Genomic DNA, 22,098 nt, shown 5'->3' on the forward strand with positions numbered 1-22,098 from the left:
CGGGAGTATTTATTTAGTTCGTTTTGGTGGATGCGAGAAAAGCGTCCATATCAATCACCGGAATGAGAGCACCCCGATGCTCCATCACAGTAGGAAACAATTCGCGTTGCCATTCTTCCTCGTTGCTTTGTAGCTGACTGTCTTCAGCAGATGCCGTATCCTCCACCTGATCGACAAGCAGTGCAATCTTCGCACGACTGAGCAAAATCATTTTGTCCTCGGAGGAGTCGCTTGATGCGGGAAGAAGCAGTTTTTTGCGTAGATTAAGGATTGTAAATACGTCGCCACGAATGGTCACCATTCCTTCATGCCATGCTTCGGAAAAGGGGAGCGGCGTCCCTTTTTTGGCATTCATGACTTCTTCTACTTCCAGAAAGTTTATCGCGAACTTCTTGTCCGCCAGACTGCACACAATAAATTCAGACATAGCAATTCTCCTTACATATTTAGATAAGTCCACTACAAGTTGTGAACTGGCGGTAAATTGGGTTAACTATTGCGTTTTGACAGATGGAACGATAAAGTGGAGGATGCGGTAAAATGGTTTTAGTTAATCACAGAATATCACAAACGAGCAGTTAAATCTTCCAAAATAACAGCCTAACGGACAAAGCGTGGCTTCGAGTTTCCCTACATATATAGTGTTGGGGCTAAGGCTATGTCCGACGGCACTACATTTTAAGATAAGCGGGTTGAGGTAGAATGGATCATGAAAAGCAGCGATTAAGTATCGAGGCAGCCAGATTATACTATCTGAACGATTACAGTCAGCAAGATATCGCGGTCAGACTTGGGGTTTCACGTCCTACAGTATCGCGGTTACTTCAGGCTGCCAAGGAACAGGGATACGTGCGGATCAGTATTGTGGACCCGATGGAGGATATGGACGCGCTCGGAGAGCAGGTGAAAAAGAAATACGGGCTGGATACCGTGCTGGTCTGTTATTCGCCATTAAATGAATATCAGGAGATCAAGAAGCATATTAGCAAAAAAGCAGCCGATTATTTGCATGAAACGGTACAGGATGCTGATATTATTGGAGTGACATGGGGAACAACCATGCATGCGGTGGCGCTTCATCTCCAGCAAAAGCAGGTCAAGGGAGTCGAGGTGGTTCAGCTCAAAGGAGGCGTAAGCCATTCACATGTCAACACTTATGCCGTGGAAACCGTAAATTTGTTCGCAGAAGCCTTTAACACCATAGCTCGGTATTTGCCGCTGCCCGTGATTTTCGACAGTCAAGCTGTTAAGAGAATGGTCGAGAAGGATCGGCATATCCAGCGTATCATTCAACTTGGCAAGCAGGCGAACATTGCGGTGTTTACGGTGGGTACGGTCAAGGAGGATGCGCTGCTGTTCCGATTAGGATACTTTAACCATGAAGAGCAGAAGCTGCTGCAAAAAATCGGCAAGGGCGATATTTGCTCGCGCTTTTTTGACGATGAGGGCAACATATGCAGTCAGGAAATCAACAGCCGTACCGTTGGAATTGATTTACCTGAGCTGCGAAAGAAGGAGAAGTCCATCCTTGTAGCTGGAGGTCAGCGCAAAGTAGAGGCCATTCGGGCATCACTGCGTGGCAAGTATGCGAATATCTTGGTGACGGACCAGTTTACGGCACAAGCGCTTTTGCAATAGAACATGTTGGCCTCAATTCAATTAAACATGGTTACGGCGTGTGCCTACAGGGTAACATGAATTGTAGGTGAACGGCCTGTGTACAAGCGTGAACATAATTTCAAAATGTGTTTTACATATGTTCAGAGCCGTGCTATGATGATCTCATCACAGAGAAATAAACGATTCATTTTCTTCACACTATTTATTAAATGAAGGAGCTTTTAGATATGAACATTGCAGCATTAATCGACCATACATTGTTGCGTGCAGATGCGATGAAGGATGAAATTACAAAACTGACTGCTGAGGCAAAAAAATACCAGTTTGCTTCCGTATGTGTGAATCCGGCGTGGGTAGCTTATGCAGCTGAACAGCTCGCAGGCACAAACGTGGCTATCTGTACGGTTATCGGGTTTCCACTGGGAGCCAATACATCGGCAACGAAAGCGTTTGAAACGAAAGATGCTATTGCTAACGGTGCAACTGAAATTGATATGGTTATTAACATAGGCGCTTTGAAGGCGCGCGATGTACAGCTCGTCGAGCAGGATATCCGTGCGGTTGTAGAAGCGGCTGCGGGTACACTGGTCAAAGTGATTATCGAAACCTGCCTGCTGACAGACGAAGAGAAGGTACTAGCGTGTGAGCTGTCCGTCAAAGCTGGAGCGAATTTTGTGAAAACTTCGACGGGTTTCTCTACAGGTGGAGCTACTGTGAAAGACGTAGCCTTGATGCGCAAAACAGTAGGACCTGATATTGGTGTCAAAGCTTCTGGTGGCGTACGCAGCCTGGAGGATGTGCAAAAATTAGTAGAAGCTGGCGCAAGTCGGATCGGTGCAAGTTCCGGTGTGAAAATCATCGAGGGCGAGCAATCTACATCTTCCTATTAAGTTTATTTTAAAGTCATGGAGGGATTCGCAATGAAGGATCAATTGATTCAGAAAGCGCTTGAGGCGCGTAATCAGGCATATGTTCCGTATTCGAATTTTCAAGTGGGTGCTGCGGTTCTCGGAAGCGATGGCACGATTTATCACGGATGCAATGTGGAAAATGCCTCCTACGGCTTATGCAATTGTGCAGAGCGGACAGCGATTTTTAAAATGGTATCCGAAGGCTGCCGAAAAATTGATTCGATTGCGGTTGCAGCTGATACGGAAGGGCCTGTGTCTCCATGTGGGGCCTGTCGTCAGGTCATTTCCGAATTTGCTCATCAAGATACCAAAATTTATCTGACAAACCTTCATGGCAATACGGAAGAGTGGACGGTGGATCAATTACTGCCGGGTGCCTTTCGACCTGCGGATCTGGGGAAATAAAAAAAAGAATGCCTCTTTGGGGCGCATTCTTTTTGTGGGCAATGTAAGCGCTTAATGTAATGAGGGGGAATTGAAATGAAATATGTAATCGCTTTGGTGGGATTGCTTGTTGTATTTGCACTTACTTACGTTGCCAGCAGTGACAAGCGTAAAATCAGGTATCGTCCGCTGATAGTTATGGTTGTTCTGCAAGCAGCGCTTGCTTTCGTATTGCTGAATACAGAGATTGGTGAAATTCTAGTTAAAGGTTTTGCAAAAGGTTTTAATAGTCTGATTGGTTATGCTATGGAAGGGATTAACTTCGTTTTTGGCGGAATTGCGAATGAAGGAGCAGCACCGTTCTTTATCGGTGTACTGCTGCCAATCGTGTTCATATCCGCGCTGATTGGGATTTTACAATATGTGAAAGTGCTTCCTTTTATTATTAAATATATCGGGCTTGTCTTGAGCAAAGTAAACGGAATGGGTAAACTGGAATCCTACAACGCTGTAGCTTCGGCTATCTTGGGTCAATCCGAGGTGTTTATTTCCGTTAAGAAACAAATTGGTCTGCTGCCAAAACACCGGCTGTATACATTGTGTGCATCTGCGATGTCTACGGTGTCCATGTCGATTGTGGGAGCCTACATGCAAATGTTGAACCCCAAATATGTGGTTACCGCATTGGTGCTGAACCTGTTTGGCGGCTTTATTATCGCTTCCATTATTAATCCGTACAAGATTGAGAAGGAAGACGATTTACTGGAGGTTCAAGAGGAAGAGAAGCAGTCCTTCTTCGAAATGCTCGGGGAATATATAATGGATGGTTTCAAGGTTGCTATTACGGTAGCCGCGATGCTGATCGGTTTTGTGGCGCTGATTGCCATGGTTAACGGCATTTTCTCCTGGTTGTTTGGTATCAGCTTTCAGGCGCTGCTTGGCTATGTGTTTGCACCGTTCGCCTTTGTTATGGGGATTCCGTGGAACGAGGCAGTGCAGGCAGGCAGCATTATGGCTACCAAGCTCGTATCCAACGAATTTGTGGCTATGCTGGATCTGACCAAGCAAACAGGCTTGTCCGAGCGTACGATCGGGATCGTATCGGTATTCCTCGTATCCTTTGCAAACTTCTCGTCCATCGGTATCATTTCCGGGGCTGTGAAGGGTCTGCATGAAAAACAGGGAAATGTAGTGGCCCGTTTTGGTCTGAAGCTGTTGTACGGGGCGACGCTGGTTAGCGTGCTGTCGGCAACGATTGCAGGGTTGTTTTTGTAAAAAAAACAGCGAGTCAGGAAAGGATTTTTATAATGTCTAAATTTAAACGGATTCACTTGGTCGTTATGGACTCGGTTGGTATCGGCGAAGCACCGGATGCTGCCCAGTTTGATGATTACGCTGTAGATACACTTGGTCATATTGCACGCGAACGCGGCGGTCTGAACATGCCGAATATGGGTAAGCTCGGTCTGTCCAACATTCGTTCCATAGAAGGTGTACCAGCGGCCGATAAGCCACTCGCGTATTACACCAAAATGCAGGAAGCCTCCAATGGCAAGGATACGATGACAGGTCATTGGGAAATCATGGGCTTAAATATTGCAGTTCCTTTCCGTGTATTCCCGGATGGGTTTCCAGATGAGCTGATTCAGCGCATTGAGGAGCATACAGGCCGCAAAGTTATTGGCAACAAGCCAGCCAGCGGCACGGAAATCATTGATGAGCTGGGCGAAGAACATGTAAAAACCGGCGCACTCATCATCTATACCTCAGCGGATTCAGTACTGCAAATTGCAGCGCATGAGGAAGTTGTACCTTTGAAGGAGCTCTATGAGATCTGTGAGTTCTGCCGTAAAATCACGCTGGAAGATCCGTACATGCTGGGTCGCATTATTGCCCGTCCGTTCATAGGTGAGGCAGGGAACTTCTCTCGTACCTCCAATCGACATGACTATGCGCTCAAGCCATTTGGTCGCACCACAATGAATGAACTGAAGGATGCAGGCCTGGATGTAATCGCCTTGGGTAAAATTTCTGACATTTATGACGGCGAGGGTGTAACGAAGGCAGTGCGCACAGTGTCCAATATGGATGGCATGGATAAGCTGGTGGCTACGCTGGACGAGGAATTCACCGGATTAAGCTTCTTGAATTTGGTGGACTTTGATGCTGTATACGGCCACCGTCGTGATCCGCAGGGATATGGTCAAGCCTTGGACGATTACGATGCCCGTCTGCCCGAGGTATTCGCCAAAATGACCGATGACGACCTGTTGATCATCACCGCAGATCATGGGAACGACCCAACCTATCGCGGAACGGATCATACCCGTGAATATGTGCCTTTGCTGGCTTATTCCCCTCGTTTTGCAGCTGGAGGCAAGGAACTGGCAGTTCGCAAGACGTTTGCGGATATTGGAGCGACAGTAGCGGATAACTTTGGTGTAAAACTGCCTGAGCATGGAACTAGCTTTTTAGCAGAACTTCAGTAATCTAGACGCTAGCAACGAAGGCAGTCAAGATTATTGGTAACGAAATGAGTAACGATATCAGCATGGACAAATGGGACGGAGGAATAAAAAACATGAGTGTACACATTGGAGCCAAACCTGGAGAGATTGCAGAAACAATTTTGCTGCCAGGAGATCCGCTACGGGCGAAATTTATCGCTGAAACATATCTGGAGGACGTGACCTGCTACAACGAGGTGCGCGGAATGCTCGGATTCACGGGAACGTACCAAGGCAAACGCCTGTCTGTACAGGGAACCGGGATGGGGCTGCCTTCCATCAGTATTTATGTCAACGAATTGATTAGCGAGTATGGGGTGAAAAACTTGTTCCGCGTGGGTACATGTGGCGGAATGAAGGAGCATGTGCACGTTCGTGACGTCATTTTAGCACAGGCATCCTGTACAGATTCCGGCATGAACCGCCATATCTTTGGCGGCTACGATTTCTCCCCGATTGCCAGCTTCCCTCTCTTGAAGGGCGCTTATGATCGCGGGGTTGCCAAAGGATTGAACATGCATGTCGGCAACGTATTCAGCTCAGACAGCTTCTACCGTGATGACAAATCAGTGGTACAAAAGTTGATGGAATACGGTGTGTTGGGTGTGGAGATGGAGACTTCGGCTTTATACACGCTGGCAGCCAAGTTTGGCGTAAACGCACTGACCATTCTGACGGTAAGTGATCACTTGCTGACAGGCGAAGAAACGACAGCAGAGGAACGGCAAACCACGTTTAAAGAAATGATGGAAGTTGCACTGGATACAGCAGTATCCCTGTAAACGATCATACGCACAGTGAGGAGAAATGACATATGAGAATGGTAGACTTGATTGAAAAAAAACGTGATGGAAAAGAACTGAGCACTGAGGAAATTAACTTTATTATCCAAGGCTATACTCAGGGTGAAATTCCTGATTATCAGGTCAGTGCATTGGCGATGTCTATTTTCTTCAAAGATATGAACGAACGGGAACGTGCTGATTTGACTATGGCAATGGTTCATTCAGGAGATACGATTGACTTGTCCGCGATTGAAGGTGTAAAGGTCGATAAGCACTCCACTGGCGGTGTGGGTGATACGACAACACTGGTACTGGCTCCGCTCGTAGCAGCCTTAGACATTCCGGTAGCGAAAATGTCAGGTCGCGGCCTCGGGCACACGGGCGGAACGATCGACAAGCTGGAGGCCATTGCAGGCTTTCACGTAGAGATCACCAAGGATGAATTCGTAGATTTGGTGAATCGCAGCAAAATTGCGGTCGTCGGACAAAGCGGCAACCTGACACCTGCGGATAAAAAATTGTATGCCTTGCGTGACGTTACAGCAACGGTAAATTCGATTCCGTTGATTGCCAGCTCGATTATGAGTAAGAAAATCGCTGCCGGCTCTGATGCCATCGTACTGGATGTCAAGACAGGTGCGGGCGCATTCATGAAAACAGTAGAAGATGCCAAAGAGCTGGCACATGCCATGGTAAGTATCGGGAACAATGTGGGTCGCAAGACCATGGCAGTTATTTCCGACATGAGTCAACCGTTGGGGCTGGCTATCGGGAACTCACTGGAAGTTAAAGAAGCGATCGATACATTGCGCGGCGAAGGACCCAAAGATCTGGAAGAGCTGTGTATGGCTTTGGGCAGTCAGATGGTATTTTTGGCCGGAAAAGCAGACTCTCTCGAAGACGCTGAAGAAAAGCTCAAAGAGGTCATTCTCAATGGCAAAGCACTGGAGAAATTCAAAGAGTTTATTGCGAACCAGGGCGGCGACGCTTCTGTAGTGGATCATCCTGAACGCCTGCCGCAAGCGCAGTATCTTATTGAAGTGCCTGCAAAGCAGGACGGTGTGGTAGCTGAAATCGTAGCTGATGAAATCGGTACTGCCGCGATGCTGCTGGGAGCAGGCCGTGCGACCAAAGAATCCGAGATTGATTTGGCTGTCGGCTTGATGCTGAACAAAAAAGTCGGCGATGCGATTCAAAAAGGCGATTCACTGGTTACAATCCATGCGAACCGTGAAGACGTGGACCAAGTAATAGAGAAAATCTACGCGAACATCCGTATTGCGGATCATGCGGAAGCCCCCGTGCTGATCTACGGAACGGTGACAGAATAATATGTAAGCTGTATTTGCGGCTTATCTAGATAGAGAGCCATCGTATGGATTCCTTTGAACAAGTTTGAAAAATATGACAGCCAGACTCATAATAGATTATGAGTTTGGTTTTTTTTATTGTCAGGGCGCAGGACAGCACAGAGGAGGAGAGACATGTTCCGATTATACAGCGATGTTCGTGGGACAGCTTATGAAAGACTGATTGATTATGCTATGGAACGGGCAGATACGTTTATGCTAGGCGTACATAAGTGGGTAACTGAGGATGAGAATGGAGTCGCTGATAAGGATGTTCTGTTCGAGAAATTGTTACAGCAATTGAATCCTTTTTTGCTGTCCACGAACTCCTATGATGCAATAAGGGAGAATCATTCGATTGCCTACACACCGGGAACATTTTACCGGTACCAATGCACGCCTGAGGCTGGAAAAGTATTAAAGCAAGCGGCGTCCAGTCTGTTTTCCTGGGTACATCCGAAATTACCAGAAGATTTGTGTTTCCAGAATGCCGATGGAGAGGATTGGATCATTAACATAGCTCACGAACGAATCGGTAGATTGAACATGGATAAAGAAGATGCAGATGAATTAGAAAAGCTTATCCCCGGTGTGTTTATTCACAAACCTGAACATCATGGCAATATAGATATGTTTTTGAACGATGCTATTCGGCATCAACCGGATCGAGTGGAGCTCATGCGGTATGGCTTGACGGAGATCCCGGAACGGATTAGAGAATTGCGTTATCTGAAGCATTTGACTATCTTTGAACAGGATATACGAACACTACCGTCTGCTTTGTTTGAATTGGAATCATTGGAGTCACTGACGATTCAAGTAGCAGATTTGGAAGAGCTACCTGCTGACATTGCCAAGTTATCCCGACTCAAAAGCCTAAGAGTCAGCTGTGGATGCTATGATCGCCCGGCACCAGACTACAAGGTGATCCCCAAGGAGGAACTGGCATTCCAAAATGTACCTCCTGCAATCGGAGAGCTGCATCAACTGGAGTATCTGGATATCTCGTATAGTGGAATCCGTACGCTCCCCCCTGAGATACAAAACCTGAGGAATCTGCGTTCCTTGGACATTGTGAACGGATTGATTGAATCGGCACCCGAATTTATATATACCATGACCTGGCTGGATCGCTTTCTTATAGAAGATAAGCCGTTTCATCTGTGCAATCATGGTGACGACTGAATTCATACGGCGTAGCTTCAGCATATTTTGTGTAGGAGGGATATGAAATGGTGGAAAAATGGGTTTGGATGGGTGTGGCGGGGGTGATCGTAGGTTATGTCGCTTTTGCCAATATGAGAGTCCTCCCGTCATCAACCATCACAGAAGTAAATCAGAGTCATTCGACGGTTCCACTTAGTATACAGAGTGAGCAAGGAGAAGCAGCAAAACGCATTGTACATGATCAGGAGATGAATTTTGGAGGACAAGGACAAACAGAATTTAGATTTGAAGAGGGGCGTAAGCTGTACATCAGTATCAAGAATACAGGAAAGCAACCCGTACGATACAAGCTCAACAGTTCGAATGGATCAGACTTGCAAGGCACAACGAGCGGGTTTTCTAGCCGAACGTTACAGCCGGGAGAACGCCACGATCTGCTGTTTATCAAGCCAGAGGGGCAGAATGAAGCTGCAAATGGCTCCTTGAAAGAGCTGATTTTGAAAGTAAGTACGGACGATGGATCACGAGGAAGCGTTAAAACCTTCGCATATATTACACTGTAAGCTCCTTCCTGAATGGGCACGACATGCGGTCATTAGTCTACTTATGTTACAATAGAACGGTTGAAGACTTAATGAACAGAATAGGTCAGAGTAGAAAGCAGAAAGGATGACCCGTTGTGCCCAAAAAACATGAATCCGATAATCACAAAATGTCACGGAGGCTGTCACTTACAGCCATTTTACTTACACTTACATTTGTAGCTCTTACAGGCTGCGGCCAGGATAATAATGCTGAACCGAGTGATGCTGGAGGCAGTACAAGCATGATCGAGAACAGTGCTGGAGGCAATCAGAACGGTTCAGCCCAAAGTGACAAAGCAGTTAAAGAGAGCAAGAGTGCAGAAAACAGCGGTACTGATGCGCAAAAGTCAGCTCCTTCCGCCCCAGCTACTTCATCAGATACATCTTCTTCTCCTGCAGCGCCCAATGCATCTCAAAATCCTTTTGAGGTAGCAGGTATTCAAGATCCTAAAGCGTTTTTGGACACATTCAAAGCGTTGCAGAAGGCTGTTGCCGACAATGACAAGGAGAAGGTAGCCAATTATATTTTGTACCCTCTGCGTGTCAATGATAGTGAAAAGTCGCTAACGATTCCGAACAAGAAAGATTTTCTGGCTAAATATGATCAGATCTTTACGGACGCGATTCGTGAGGCGCTAGTGAACCAAAAGACAGATGATTTGTTTGTTAATTATCAGGGAGTTATGGTGGGATCGGGTGAGCTGTGGCTGAGAAGAGCTACGGACAATCCGAAGCAATTTGGAGTTTTTTCGATCAATCTTGAAACGGTAGCCAACTAAGTCGTATTCCACGTGTACCCATGCCCTCTAGGCGGTCGGGAACGTATACAATGTTTCTGACTGTCCCCCCCTTGAAGAAAGAAAATTATAGATCATCCCATACCAAAAAAAGGTTTGACATCCCTCATAAACTCTCGTATTATATCCCTATAACTCATTAAACAGGTAGGAATTAAAGAATTAAAGTATGAAAGTATAACCTCGCCATTCTGGCGGAGAACCTCTAGGAACAGCAGGCAGACACTGTACACGCGACAGGTTTGACCTATCAGGGCTGCATCAGGGAATTCTCCGCCCTTTTTTTTGATTGTGTCTGTAAATAACAGGCGTAAATGAATGTGTATTTACAAATTACATAGAATGAGGGGTGTCTTGATGAAGAAGAAACACAAAATTCGGCTTATTCTCGGACTATCTTTGGTTTTAACAATGATGCTAAGTGCTTGTGGGGCAAGCAAGGAAGGGACGCAGGCGGATGGTAGCTCTGCTTCTGGCTCCAGGGAAGTGGAGTTGCTCAATGTTTCTTATGATCCGACCCGTGAGTTGTATGAAGCATATAATAAAGCGTTTGCCGCCCATTGGGAGAAGGAGAAAGGGCAGAAGGTCACGATCAAGCAATCCCACGGAGGATCTGGCAAGCAAAGCCGCTCTGTACAGGACGGACTGGATGCAGATGTGGTTACACTGGCCCTGGGCTATGATATTGATGCGTTACAGGAAAAAGGGCTTGTTAAAGAGGGATGGCAAAGTAAATATGAGCATAACAGTTCCCCGTACACATCAACCATCGTGTTATTGGTACGTAAAGGGAACCCGAAGGGGATCAAGGACTGGGACGATTTGATCCGCGGCGATGTGCAGGTCATTACACCGAACCCTAAAACATCGGGCGGAGCCCGCTGGAACTATCTTGCAGCCTGGGCCTATGCGCTCAAAAAGAACAATAACGATGAAGCCAAAGCCCAGCAGTTTGTACAGGAGCTGTATAAGCATGTGCCGGTACTGGATAGCGGAGCACGTGGAGCGACGACGACTTTCGTAGAGCGTGGAATTGGCGATGTGCTGATCGCTTGGGAAAATGAAGCACTGCTCTCTGTGAAGGAGCTAGGTGCGGATAAATTCGATATCGTATATCCGTCGATCAGTATTGTGGCTGAACCTCCGGTAGCGGTAGTCGATAAGGTGGTAGATAAAAAAGGTACACGCGAGGTGGCGGATGTGTACCTGAAATATTTGTACAGTGAAGAAGGGCAGACCATTGCTGCCGAAAATTATTATCGCCCAACATTGGAGAGTGTGACGGCAAAGTTCAAGGATCAATTTCCTAAGCTGGAGCTCGTAACCTTGAAGGATGTATTTGGGACATGGAAAGAGACACAGCAAAAGCATTTTAGTGACAAGGGTATTTTTGACCAGATTTATGTACCTGGTAGTTCATAACATAAGTGGAGTGTAAAGACGAGTGATCGGTAGGCGCGAGTGCCATAGTCAAAGGATGCAGAGAGGGATGGACAGAACATGAGTCAAATGCAAGCCACCCGAAAACGCGTACTTCCCGGATTCGGGTTAACAATGGGTTATAGTGTACTGTATCTCAGTCTGGTGGTGCTGGTGCCATTATCAGCACTGCTCCTCAATTCAACCGGGCTGACGTGGGAGAAATTTTGGGACGTGGCGACTGATGCCAGGGTGCTGGCTTCCTACAAGGTGAGCTTTTTGTGTGCCGCAGCCGCGGCGCTGATCGATCTGTTTCTCGGATTTTTGATCGCCTGGGTACTGGTGCGTTATGAATTTCCGGGGAAACGAGTTTTTGATGCGGTCATTGATCTGCCCTTTGCTTTGCCCACGGCGGTGGCAGGGGTTGCGTTGACCGCTCTATATGCACAGAACGGCTGGATCGGCTCACTATTCGAACCGCTTGGGTGGAAAATGGCATACTCACAGACGGGGATTACGCTCGCGTTGATGTTTATTGGCATTCCGTTCGTCGTACGGACAGTTCAGCCGGTGCTGGAGGAGCTGGACAAGGATGAGGAGGAGGTGGCGGCTACGCTGGGAGCGGGCAGATGGCGTACCTTCCGCAGCGTTATTGTGCCGGAACTGGTACCGCCACTGCTGACGGGTTTTGCGCTTGCCTTTGCCCGCGGCATTGGCGAGTACGGCTCTGTCGTCTTCATTTCTGGCAATATGCCGATGAAGACCGAGATTGCTCCGCTGCTCATTATGTCCAAGTTAGAGCAAAATGACTACGCAGGAGCTACGGCGGTGGCGTTGATGCTGTTGGTCATTTCATTCGTGTTGTTATTCGTGATTAACAGTTTTCAGCGCTGGTCGCGGCGCCGTGCAGTCTAATGTAACTGTCTAATGTAACTGTCTAACGTTAGCATGCAGACAGCAGAGGCCTGCGCATTAAACCCCGTGTTCAAGGAGGGATACATCATGTCACAAGCGATAACTGGGCAGGAGCTTGCTTCTGCACCAGTGCCTTCATCCGCACCGCCCAATAGGGTTACAACTGAAGCCCCTTGGGTAAAGTGGACGCTCATTGGTGCTGCTTTTTTAGCTTTGCTCTGGGTGTTGGTATTGCCGCTAATCGTCGTGCTTACCGAAGCACTCAAGCAGGGATGGAGCGTATACATTGAGGCGCTACGGGACCCGGATGCCATGTCTGCATTACGGTTGACGCTGCTGGTGGCAGCGATAACGGTTCCGCTGAATACGGTATTTGGTGTAGCGGCCGCCTGGCTGATCACAAAATTTCATTTTCGCGGCAAAGGTGTGCTGGTCACCTTGATTGATTTGCCCTTTGCGATCTCGCCTGTCGTCGGAGGCCTGATGTATGTATTAGTGTTTGGCGCACAGGGCTGGCTTGGGCCGTGGCTGGACGAGCATGATATTAAAATTATATTTGCTTTGCCGGGCATTATTTTGGCAACGCTGTTCATTACATTTCCTTTTGTGGCGCGCGAGCTTATTCCGCTGATGGAAGACCAGGGGCAGCAGGAGGAGGAAGCGGCGGTCACGCTGGGTGCGCGCGGCTGGCGAATTTTCTGGAAAGTGACGCTGCCGAACATCAAGTGGGGTTTGCTGTATGGCATTATTCTGTGTAATGCGAGAGCCATGGGCGAGTTTGGTGCAGTGTCCGTCGTCTCGGGACATATTCGGGGAGAGACGAATACACTTCCGCTGCATGTGGAGATTTTGTATAACGAGTATCAGTTCTCGGCATCTTTTGCAGTGGCCTCGTTGTTGCTGCTACTTGCTTTGGCAACCTTGGTGCTTAAAAGCTGGTTTGGACGCAAACGCGTGCATTAATTAATAATTGTGTATATGATCCAACAGGGCCTCTCTTTGTGTCTATCGTCTGTTAACGGCGAGAAGATGGGAAGAGAGGCCCTTGTTCTAAGGTGGCTTATATGGATAATAAAATGATCATATCAAGGCACGTTGGTGTGCCCAAGAGGAGCGAAGGGAAATATGAAACATCCGTTTCAGTCCTACCGTCAGTTGTTTCCGGTGCTGTCCTCACATATCCATGTAGGGAGCTGTTCCCAGGGGGCGATATCGAGACCGGTTTCCGCTGCCATTGAGGAATATCATCGAAGCTTGCTGCAACACGGTCTTAACGGCGACCTATCTATGGCACGTTTGGAAGAAGCCAGAGGGCATTTTGCCAAGCTCATCGGGGCGGAGCCTGACGAAATTGCGGTGATGTCCTCAGCCTCTGAGGGGATTGCTGGTGTGGCTACTGCCCTTCCTTATGTACCGGGAAAAGAAGGGATTGTGTATGCAGATACCGACTTTCCGACGGTAGGACACATCTGGCAGGCACAGGAGATGTTTCGTGATCATATTTGCTGTATCCCTTCTACGGAGGGAGAAGTAACCATAGAGCAGTATGAGGAGCATGTTACGGAGAATACTGCACTTATTATGGTGTCCCATGTGAATTATACCAACGGATTTCAGCAAGATCTCAAATCCATTGCACATATAGCTCACCGAAATCAGGCGTTACTGTTCGTGGATGCCTATCAGTCTGCAGGAATGATTCCGGTGGATGTAAAGGCGATGGGCATAGATATTCTGGTCGCGGGAGCACGCAAATATATGCTGGGGATACCGGGAGTGGCTTTTCTTTATATAAGCAAGGATCGAATAGAACGCTTCAAGCCTCGTCTTACGGGCTGGCTCGGACAGGAGCCCGCCTCCCGGTTTGATATTGCTCATCCGGTTCCGGCAGCGGGAGCCCGCCGCTTTGAGACAGGATTACCTTCCTTCATTAGCATTTTTGCCGCTAATGCAGCCTTAAAGCTACTGTTGGAAATTGGGGTCATGAACATTCAGACCTATATGAATGAACTGTTGGACTTTTCTGTTGAATATGGACGAAGCAAAGGGCTACACATACGCATACCTGATCGAGGAGGCACTTTACCAAGTCTGCTCGCTGTTGAAGTAGCCGATGTGTCGGCGGTAGAGAGGCGTTTGCGGAGCCGAAATATGATTGTGTCGGCACGAAAGGATATTATTCGTTTGGCTCCGCATTTTTACAATACGGCAGAGGAAGTCCGGCGGGTCATAGACGAATTAGCTGGGAGTTGTTGAACAGCAAAAGCCTCTTCCGAGTGAATGGGAGCATAGCAGGTCCCTTTTACACCGGAGAGGCTTTTGTTGATTTAGAGACTTTTAATTACACGATCCGTTTGCGCAACCAGCCGGATACCAGATCCGTCAAAATGATTAAGACTACAATGCCGAGTAAAATGACGCCTACACGGTTCCAGTTGCGCATTTGGAGTGCAAACAGCAGCGGAGTACCAATACCACCTGCACCAACCAGACCGAGCGTGGTTGCGGACCGGATGTTAATTTCAAAACGATAGAGCGAATAGGAAAGAAACTGTGGAATCACCTGCGGCAGCACGGCGAAGAAAATGACCTGCCAACGGTTGGCACCGCACGCGATCAGAGCTTCCTGCGGCCCGTGATCCACACTTTCAATCGTTTCTGAGAAAAGCTTGGCCAGCATGCCAATGGAGTGGATGCCGAGGGCAAGCACACCTGCAAACGAGCCGGGACCTACGGCTTTAATGAATAGAATGGCGACGATCATTTCGGGAAATACCCGGATGACACTAAGTACAAACTTCCCGCTACCTGATAAGGGGCGTAGACGGCTCATATTGCTGGATGCCCAAAAGGCAAACGGCAAGCAGACAAATGCGGACACGAAGGTTCCGAGCACTGAAATAACCAGCGTATCCAGCAACCCACGCAGCAAATCCTCCCCCTCAGGGATGTAGACAAACGACCAGTCGGGATGAAGGAAACCGTCCAATATCGCGACAGAGACGCTTTTGGCCGTCCCCTGTAATCCTTCAAACTGCATCCCGCGAAAAGCCCAAATGTAAATGATAATTAGCAGAATAGCTAACGCCCAAAAGCGCAGGCGGGAGCCAATAGGTCTGCGAAGCGTAGGATCATTCATAATAACTTCCTCCGTAGCAGGTTACTGCCGTAATCAATCGCAAGGACGATGACGAGGGTCAGTAGAATAATAATGCTTGCCCGGTCATATCGGAACAGCCCAAGGGAACGGTCAAGCAGCAGACCGATGCCGCCAGCGCCAACGAGCCCCAGAACAGATGCTGCACGCACATTAACCTCAAAGGTATACAGCAAGTACGACACAAAATAAGGCAATGCCTGCGGAACCACACCAAAGGCGATAACTTGAATGCGGCTTGCACCAACAGCAGTCATAGCCTCCAGTGGTCCGGGATCAATGGCTTCAATCGCCTCAAAGGTCAGCTTGGCTATGATCCCGAAGGAGAAGAAGAGCAGGGCAAGCATCCCTGCAAACGGTCCGATGCCGAATACAGCCACAAAGATCGAGGCAAACAGCAAATCGGGAATCGTCCGTACCAGATTCAGGATCGTGCGCATCGGCAGCGAGATCAGCTTGCGCGGCATCACATTATAGGCGCACAGCAACGCGACAGGGATTGCTAATATGGCTCCCAGTGTCGTGCCGACAATAGCGATCTGGATCGTTTCCAGCATCGGTTTCCAGATGGTAGGCAGGTAACTCCAGTCTGGAGGAAACATTTCCTCCAGCAATTTGCCCATTTCCGGTAAGCCAACGATCAATTGGTAAGGCGTGGCATCTGTATGAATGGAGCAGGCTACCAGCACCACGATAAAAATCATCCAGGTGGCGTAACGCTTGTAACGTCCTGGCAAAGGTGGCCCTGCGGGCGGTTTGCCAGACTGCGGCGGTCCAGCAGATGGTGATGGTTGCGTCGAAGAGAGCGGCTGGACAGTAGAGTCGGGCTTCATGATCCCACTCCCAGCAGTTCATCATGCTTGATGGCCCGGCCGTAGATCTCCGCAAAGGCTTCATCCGTAGCTTCCTCCGGTGTGCCGTCAAAGACGACCTCTCCAGCGCGTAATCCGATGATCCGTGTTGCATATTCGCGCGCCAGATCAATGAAATGCAGATTGACAATGGTCGTAATCTGCATTTCACGGTTGATTCGCTGGAGATCGTCCATCACCTGGCGGGTGGTCAGCGGATCAAGCGACGCGACAGGCTCGTCTGCCAGAATGATTTTAGCCTCCTGCGCCAGAGCACGCGCGATGGATACACGCTGCTGTTGGCCACCGGACAGCTCATCGGCTCGGCTGTAAGCTTTTTCGCGGATGTTTACGCGTTCCAGTGCGGTTAGTGCCAGTTCGATATCTTCCTTCGGGAAGAGACCGAGAATGGTCCGCAGCGTCGAATGATAACCAACGCGTCCGGAAAGTACGTTGCGAAGCACCGTCGAACGCTTAACCAGATTAAAGCTTTGAAAGATCATGCCGATATCACGGCGAATGCGCCGCAGCTCGCTGCCTCCGGCAGATGTGACAGACCTGCCGCCTACAACGATGTCGCCAGACGTGATGTCATGCAGTCGGTTAATGGAACGCAGCAGGGTGGACTTACCCGCACCGGATAAGCCGACAATGACGACCATTTCTCCCTCCTGAATCGTCAAATTAATATTATTCAACCCTTTGGTGCCGTTCGGGTATGTTTTCGATACGTTTCGAAATTCGATCATATGCTCCCAACTTTCTCCCTGATGGGGTGGAATGAAAACAACACCGCCATGAATACATGGACGGTGCTGCCCTGTCATTCGTAAAGCCTGTTTCGTACCTGTTACTTTACCGCTTGGCCGACAGCTTCGGCGTATTCACGCACAGAGTCGAAGTTTTTATCGTCGCCCTTCTCATAACCTACATGGGTGTAAATTTCTTTAATGATTTCGCCGCCTTCAGGATCGTTGGCAATGTCAATAAAGGCTTGGGCGATTTTGTCTCTCCACGTTTGATCCATATCGGAACGTACGCTGACGGTGTCATTTGGAATTTTAGCTGTGTAATGAATGACACGTGTCTTTTCAAATACGTCCGGGATTTCCTTCTTCACTGTGTTACGTGCATCCTGGAAGACAGCGACAGCATCAACCTGACCATTCAGCAGCGCCAGAATAGCAGCGTCGTGGCCTTTGATCGTCACACCCTGCACATCTGTGTCCGGGTCCACGCCAGCTTTTTTCAGCTCTGCTGCGGGGTACACATAGCCTGCGGAGGAGGTTACATTTTGCCAGCCAACCTTCTTGCCTTTCAGATCAGCCAGACTTTGAATTGGAGAATCCTTTTTCACCACGATCATTGCTTTATAAAAGTTTACTTTTTCAGTCGTGTCCTTGCCTGTGGCATCTTCAATGCCATAGCGTTGAGCTTGCAGGAGCAAGTCGGCCGCTTTACGGTTATCGTGTGCCAGTACATAAGCATTAGGCGGAAGGAACCCTACATCTACCTGTTTGGAAGACATGGCTTCCACAATCGTATTGTAGTCAGGAGATACGGTTACTTTCACCGGGATTCCGAGTTTGTCCCCCAGCAGTTTTTCGAGCGGTTTAGCTTTGGCTTCGAGGGTATCTGCATTTTGAGAAGGAACGAATTGTACCTTTAACTCCTTAGGGACATAGGCTGTGCTTTCGTTTTTAGAGCCATCTGTACCCGGAGTGGAGGCGCTGTTGTTATTGCTTGCATTTGAGCCACAAGCGGCTAAACCCGCTGCCAGTGTGAAGGTCATGCACAAGGTCAGTGCTTTTTTGAACAAAATAATTTCCCCCTAAACATCGTAATAACGAAAATTTAAAAAACCTGTAAATTCAGTGACAAACCAAATCTTAACAGCTAGTCCCACAGGTAGGGTAAAAAGCACTCCTGACTTTGGTAAAAATGATGTAAAATTTATCATTTGCTAAAGAACATAAGCGGTATTTATGCGAATTGCTTATTTTAACATTCTCTTAACAGTGCTTTGTTAGACTTATTCAAGCTCTATGACCGAAGCTGAGGGAGAGAACAAGATTGGATATTTTGGACGTTAATGATAAGACAGGGCGGGAATATGCAGGTGCTGTGAAGGTGAAATTCCGCATTATGGTTACCACCGATCTGCATGTTAGCTTGTGGAATTATGATTATTATACAGATCAGGAAACACTGCATTACGGTCTGGCGCAAACCGCTAGTCTGATTCACACGGCTCGGGCAGAAGTGCCCAATCACCTGCTGCTGGATAACGGAGATGTGATTCAGGGGAATCCGATGGGAGATTATGCTGTACAGCGGCTCCAACGGGACCCAAGCGAGGTGCATCCCGTCTATAAAGCAATGAATCTGCTGGGGTATGAGGCAGGCAGTATTGGTAATCATGAATTTAACTATGGGTTGGAATATTTGCAGACTTGCCTTCGAGGAGCACAGTTTCCTTATGTGAATGCCAACATCTATATAGCGGGAGAGGAAGAACAAAACTACTTCACGCCTTATCTATTGCTGGATAAGACGGTAGAGGATGAAGCAGGCGGTAAGCATCTGCTGAAGGTGGGAGTCATCGGCTTTGTGCCTCCGCAAATTATGCAATGGGACAAGGCATGGTTGGAAGGAAAACTTATCGTCAAAGATATGCTGGAAGCCGCCAGACGGTTTATTCCAGAAATGCAGGCGGCTGGAGCCGACCTCATTATTGCTATGCCTCATGCAGGCTTTGAGGATATTCCCGAAACCCCCAATATGGAAAATGCGGTGCTGCATCTGAGCAGGGTGGAGGGGATCGATGCCATTGTGTTTGGTCATGCACATAAAGTATTTCCTGGCCCTTCGTTTATAGGTATGACAGGTGTTAATGCAGAGCAGGGCACCATTCATGGCATTCCAGCAGTAGAGCCGGGCTTCTGGGGAGATCATCTGGGTATCATTGATCTGGATCTGGCTCTTATTGGAGGAAAGTGGCAAGTGGCTGCATCTGCTGCCGAGGTACGCCCGGTGTATGACCCGATACGCAAGGAAGCACTCGTCCAACCAGATACTGCTATTCAGCAGGTGGTAGCAGATGAACATGCTGGAACCCTGGATTATATTCGTGCACCTGTAGGTCGAACGACGGTAGCAGTGAACAGCTTTTTTGCCCAGGTGATGGATGACGCTTCGGTGCAGCTCGTAAATGATGCACAAATTTGGTATGTGAAACAGCAGCTACAAGGGAGCGAGTATGAGGGGTTGCCCGTTCTGTCGGCAGCAGCTCCTTTTAAAACAGGGGGCAGATATGGTCCGGCGTATTATACCGATATTCCCGCAGGGACGATGGCGATCAAACATATCGCCGATCTGTACAATTTTCCGAATACGCTGCATGTCGTTCGACTGAGTGGGGCAGAAATTCGGGAATGGCTGGAGTGGTCTGCCGGTCAATTCCGGCAAATTGATCTTTCGGCAGAGGAGGAGCAAGAGCTGATTAATTCTGAGTTTCCAAGCTTTAATTTTGATATCATCGATGGCATCGAGTACCAGATTGATGTAACACAGCCAGCCAGATATGATGCTGCCGGGGAACTAAAGGACCTAGATGCGCACAGAATCATTCATATGTCTTTTGAAGGGGAACCGATGGATTTGCAGCGGAGTTATCTGGTTGTTACGAATAACTATCGCGCGTTCTCCTCTGCGTTGGTTAATCCAGGTGGGGAGCGAATTGTACTGGCTTCACCGGATGAGAACCGGCATGTGCTGACTGAGTATGTGCGGCATATGAAGACGTTGACGCCAAAGGCTGACGGTCACTGGTCCCTCGCCCCATGGTCGGGTCGTCCACATGTGACGTTCCTAACCTCGCCGCAAGCAACGCATGTCGCCAATGCTTATTCTGAGTTGCTTTATGAAGGGCTGACGGTAGAAGGATACGCTAAGTTTGCTCTTGATTTTCGGTGATTCTAAATCATTTTGCAAGTTGTGATCTTCTAAGTCCACAGCATCAAAATAATAGAGAAAGACTGTCTCTCAGGGACGGTCTTTTTTCATAAAACAGATTTAAAATCGTACGAAACTCGTGATTTTGTATGTCCTGAGTCGTGTTTAAAGTTATTGACCTCTCGTATAATTAGACATATACTTTGATTAAACAAATTTTGGTTTAAAAGGTAATGAAAAAGTCACCATCATTCGTTTGAGGGGGTGTCCCTTTGGAAAAAAACACCACGATCCGCGCACAGATAGAAAAGTATATTCAAAGTGAAGGTATTTCGATGCAATGTTTTGCAGATGCTTCCAAGGTAAATCCGGGTACACTTAGCGGTATACTTAACCGAAACCCACCACGGCCTATTTCAGTTAATCAGCTTGATCTGATTACTGAGGCGATGGGATTGGAAGAAGGATCTTTGTTCGAGATGTATGTAGATGAGTGTTTTATTCATTCCTTGCCCCACTGGAGAAGGTTGCGTCCATTTCTTCTTCGTTGCTCAGAGTTGAACAAGCTGGACTGTATACGCAGTGTGCTGGGCTATTTGATGGACGATTTATCGAATATTCCGGCTATTTTTGAGACTGCAGAAGCGATGTTTGAGGATGGCCGACATGAAGCCTCCATGCTTTTGTATGATTGTGTTATTGAGAGTGAGAAGTATACCCACTCCGAACGGTTGGCGATTAGCTATTTTCGCATATTCCAGATTCAGATTAAGGATAACCAACGGAACTTGAAGGCTGCTGTACAATTCCATTTATACCGTAGTCGTCTACCGGAAATTTATGCACTGGAAGGCTTACATATGCTATCTCAAGTGTTTGCTTTAAAAATGCAATGGTCCGAGATGGAAATGTATGCGGACGAGCTAAGAGAGCTGGCGCAGGCATTGTATCGCAATCGGAACCGTTTTGGAGATGAGCACCTGGAGCTGCTTAAGCCGCTCGTTTATTACTATGCTCAAGGGCATCTGCTCAAGGCCAGCTGCTATGAGTTTCAGGGTAGATATGAGGAATCCAAGCAATGGATTGAAGGTTATGCAGATTTGAGCTGGTTTGAGGGTCTGGACGAGGAAGGCTGGAAAGTAGTCAACCTGCATCGTGTATATGCACAGGGCAACAGACTTTGTATTGAAATCAAAATGGGCAACACTTCTGCAATCTATGAATATATTACTTACCTGCGCGAGCATCCGGATGAGACATTGGAAGGCTTGAATACGTTGCTCGAATCAGCGAATCGGTTTGGTTATTTCGTAGATGCCGAGCTGGAGCTGTTCAGCCAGCAACTCAAGAGTTTCTGGGAGCTTGCCCCGGAACAATGGGACACACATTATCGCAAGCACTTTAATGCATTTCGCTTTGCCTCCTTTTGTAAGGTGTATGCGGAATATTATTTTCGAAAAGGCGATTACCCCGAAGGGTTGGAACAAACACTACATTGCCTGCAACTGTCTGTCGATAACAGCTATACCGAGCATATCATTGGTTGTATGGCTTTATTTGAGCAGCACCGGAATTTTGCTACCCCAAGACAGCAGCAGTTGTATCAGAGTTTTTGCCTCGGCGTACGGGCAAATGAAAAAAATCATGCCTATGATCACAGTACGGGTGGGTATTTATAAGTCTAAATTTCATTCAAAT

21 protein-coding genes are annotated in these 22,098 nt (G+C 47.9%); 16 read left to right on the plus strand and 5 right to left on the minus strand.

What is annotated here, in order from left to right:
- Positions 1-13: 13 nt before the first annotated feature.
- Positions 14-427, minus strand: a complete 414-nt coding sequence (locus BN1546_RS15060) for a chemotaxis protein CheW (protein WP_090738147.1) — start codon at positions 425-427, stop codon at positions 14-16.
- A gap of 275 nt (positions 428-702) precedes the next feature.
- Between BN1546_RS15060 and BN1546_RS15065 the strand changes: the two genes are divergently transcribed.
- The 14 genes from BN1546_RS15065 to BN1546_RS15130 all read left to right on the plus strand — a co-directional run bounded on the left by BN1546_RS15065 (position 703) and on the right by BN1546_RS15130 (position 14,694).
- Positions 703-1,638, plus strand: a complete 936-nt coding sequence (locus BN1546_RS15065) for a sugar-binding transcriptional regulator (protein WP_013373178.1) — start codon at positions 703-705, stop codon at positions 1,636-1,638.
- A gap of 209 nt (positions 1,639-1,847) precedes the next feature.
- Positions 1,848-2,510, plus strand: a complete 663-nt coding sequence (gene deoC, locus BN1546_RS15070) for a deoxyribose-phosphate aldolase (protein WP_090738149.1) — start codon at positions 1,848-1,850, stop codon at positions 2,508-2,510.
- A 30-nt stretch (positions 2,511-2,540) separates the two neighbouring features.
- Positions 2,541-2,936: a cytidine deaminase gene (locus BN1546_RS15075; protein ID WP_016820386.1), complete on the plus strand. Its 396-nt coding sequence runs from the start codon at positions 2,541-2,543 to the stop codon at positions 2,934-2,936.
- 75 nt (positions 2,937-3,011) lie between these two features.
- A complete protein-coding gene (locus BN1546_RS15080; protein WP_013373175.1) occupies positions 3,012-4,190 on the plus strand; it encodes a NupC/NupG family nucleoside CNT transporter in 1,179 nt (392 codons plus the stop codon).
- A gap of 32 nt (positions 4,191-4,222) precedes the next feature.
- Complete coding sequence (deoB, locus tag BN1546_RS15085; RefSeq protein ID WP_090738151.1) at positions 4,223-5,404, plus strand: phosphopentomutase; 1,182 nt, start codon at positions 4,223-4,225, stop codon at positions 5,402-5,404.
- 92 nt (positions 5,405-5,496) lie between these two features.
- On the plus strand, positions 5,497-6,204 hold the full coding sequence (gene deoD / locus BN1546_RS15090; protein ID WP_013373173.1) for a purine-nucleoside phosphorylase: 708 nt from the start codon (positions 5,497-5,499) through the stop codon (positions 6,202-6,204).
- Positions 6,205-6,236: 32 nt separating this feature from the next.
- A complete protein-coding gene (locus BN1546_RS15095) occupies positions 6,237-7,538 on the plus strand; it encodes a pyrimidine-nucleoside phosphorylase (RefSeq protein WP_090738152.1) in 1,302 nt (433 codons plus the stop codon).
- Positions 7,539-7,691: 153 nt separating this feature from the next.
- On the plus strand, positions 7,692-8,741 hold the full coding sequence (locus BN1546_RS15100) for a leucine-rich repeat domain-containing protein (protein WP_090738154.1): 1,050 nt from the start codon (positions 7,692-7,694) through the stop codon (positions 8,739-8,741).
- A 47-nt stretch (positions 8,742-8,788) separates the two neighbouring features.
- Positions 8,789-9,286: a hypothetical protein gene (locus BN1546_RS15105; RefSeq protein WP_058711520.1), complete on the plus strand. Its 498-nt coding sequence runs from the start codon at positions 8,789-8,791 to the stop codon at positions 9,284-9,286.
- A 116-nt stretch (positions 9,287-9,402) separates the two neighbouring features.
- Complete coding sequence (locus BN1546_RS15110; protein WP_090738156.1) at positions 9,403-10,086, plus strand: hypothetical protein; 684 nt, start codon at positions 9,403-9,405, stop codon at positions 10,084-10,086.
- A 375-nt stretch (positions 10,087-10,461) separates the two neighbouring features.
- On the plus strand, positions 10,462-11,526 hold the full coding sequence (locus BN1546_RS15115) for a sulfate ABC transporter substrate-binding protein (protein WP_090738158.1): 1,065 nt from the start codon (positions 10,462-10,464) through the stop codon (positions 11,524-11,526).
- A gap of 78 nt (positions 11,527-11,604) precedes the next feature.
- The gene (cysT, locus tag BN1546_RS15120) at positions 11,605-12,438 is read left to right on the plus strand and encodes a sulfate ABC transporter permease subunit CysT (protein WP_058831045.1); all 834 of its coding nucleotides are present in this window, start codon (positions 11,605-11,607) and stop codon (positions 12,436-12,438) included.
- 87 nt (positions 12,439-12,525) lie between these two features.
- Complete coding sequence (gene cysW / locus BN1546_RS15125) at positions 12,526-13,401, plus strand: sulfate ABC transporter permease subunit CysW (protein WP_040102832.1); 876 nt, start codon at positions 12,526-12,528, stop codon at positions 13,399-13,401.
- A 162-nt stretch (positions 13,402-13,563) separates the two neighbouring features.
- Entirely contained in the window at positions 13,564-14,694 is a 1,131-nt protein-coding gene (locus BN1546_RS15130) for an aminotransferase class V-fold PLP-dependent enzyme (RefSeq protein WP_090738160.1), read from the plus strand.
- Between the two features lie 85 nt (positions 14,695-14,779).
- Here the strand turns inward: BN1546_RS15130 and phnE (BN1546_RS15135) are convergent, their stop codons facing one another.
- The 4 genes from phnE (BN1546_RS15135) to BN1546_RS15150 form a co-directional block, all read right to left on the minus strand.
- Entirely contained in the window at positions 14,780-15,577 is a 798-nt protein-coding gene (phnE, locus tag BN1546_RS15135; RefSeq protein WP_025674718.1) for a phosphonate ABC transporter, permease protein PhnE, read from the minus strand.
- Complete coding sequence (gene phnE / locus BN1546_RS15140; RefSeq protein WP_058831047.1) at positions 15,574-16,428, minus strand: phosphonate ABC transporter, permease protein PhnE; 855 nt, start codon at positions 16,426-16,428, stop codon at positions 15,574-15,576. The genes phnE (BN1546_RS15135) and phnE (BN1546_RS15140) overlap by 4 nt, the downstream gene beginning before the upstream one ends.
- Positions 16,425-17,195: a phosphonate ABC transporter ATP-binding protein gene (gene phnC, locus BN1546_RS15145; protein WP_025674722.1), complete on the minus strand. Its 771-nt coding sequence runs from the start codon at positions 17,193-17,195 to the stop codon at positions 16,425-16,427. The genes phnE (BN1546_RS15140) and phnC overlap by 4 nt, the downstream gene beginning before the upstream one ends.
- Positions 17,196-17,296: 101 nt before the next feature.
- Complete coding sequence (locus BN1546_RS15150; RefSeq protein WP_013373161.1) at positions 17,297-18,265, minus strand: phosphate/phosphite/phosphonate ABC transporter substrate-binding protein; 969 nt, start codon at positions 18,263-18,265, stop codon at positions 17,297-17,299.
- A gap of 254 nt (positions 18,266-18,519) precedes the next feature.
- Between BN1546_RS15150 and BN1546_RS15155 the strand changes: the two genes are divergently transcribed.
- A complete protein-coding gene (locus tag BN1546_RS15155; RefSeq protein ID WP_058831048.1) occupies positions 18,520-20,421 on the plus strand; it encodes a bifunctional 2',3'-cyclic-nucleotide 2'-phosphodiesterase/3'-nucleotidase in 1,902 nt (633 codons plus the stop codon).
- A gap of 251 nt (positions 20,422-20,672) precedes the next feature.
- On the plus strand, positions 20,673-22,079 hold the full coding sequence (locus tag BN1546_RS15160; protein WP_013373159.1) for a hypothetical protein: 1,407 nt from the start codon (positions 20,673-20,675) through the stop codon (positions 22,077-22,079).
- The last annotated feature ends 19 nt before the right edge of the window (positions 22,080-22,098 follow it).

This window comes from Paenibacillus sp. Mc5Re-14 (assembly GCF_001049835.1).
Classification (GTDB): domain Bacteria; phylum Bacillota; class Bacilli; order Paenibacillales; family Paenibacillaceae; genus Paenibacillus; species Paenibacillus polymyxa_C.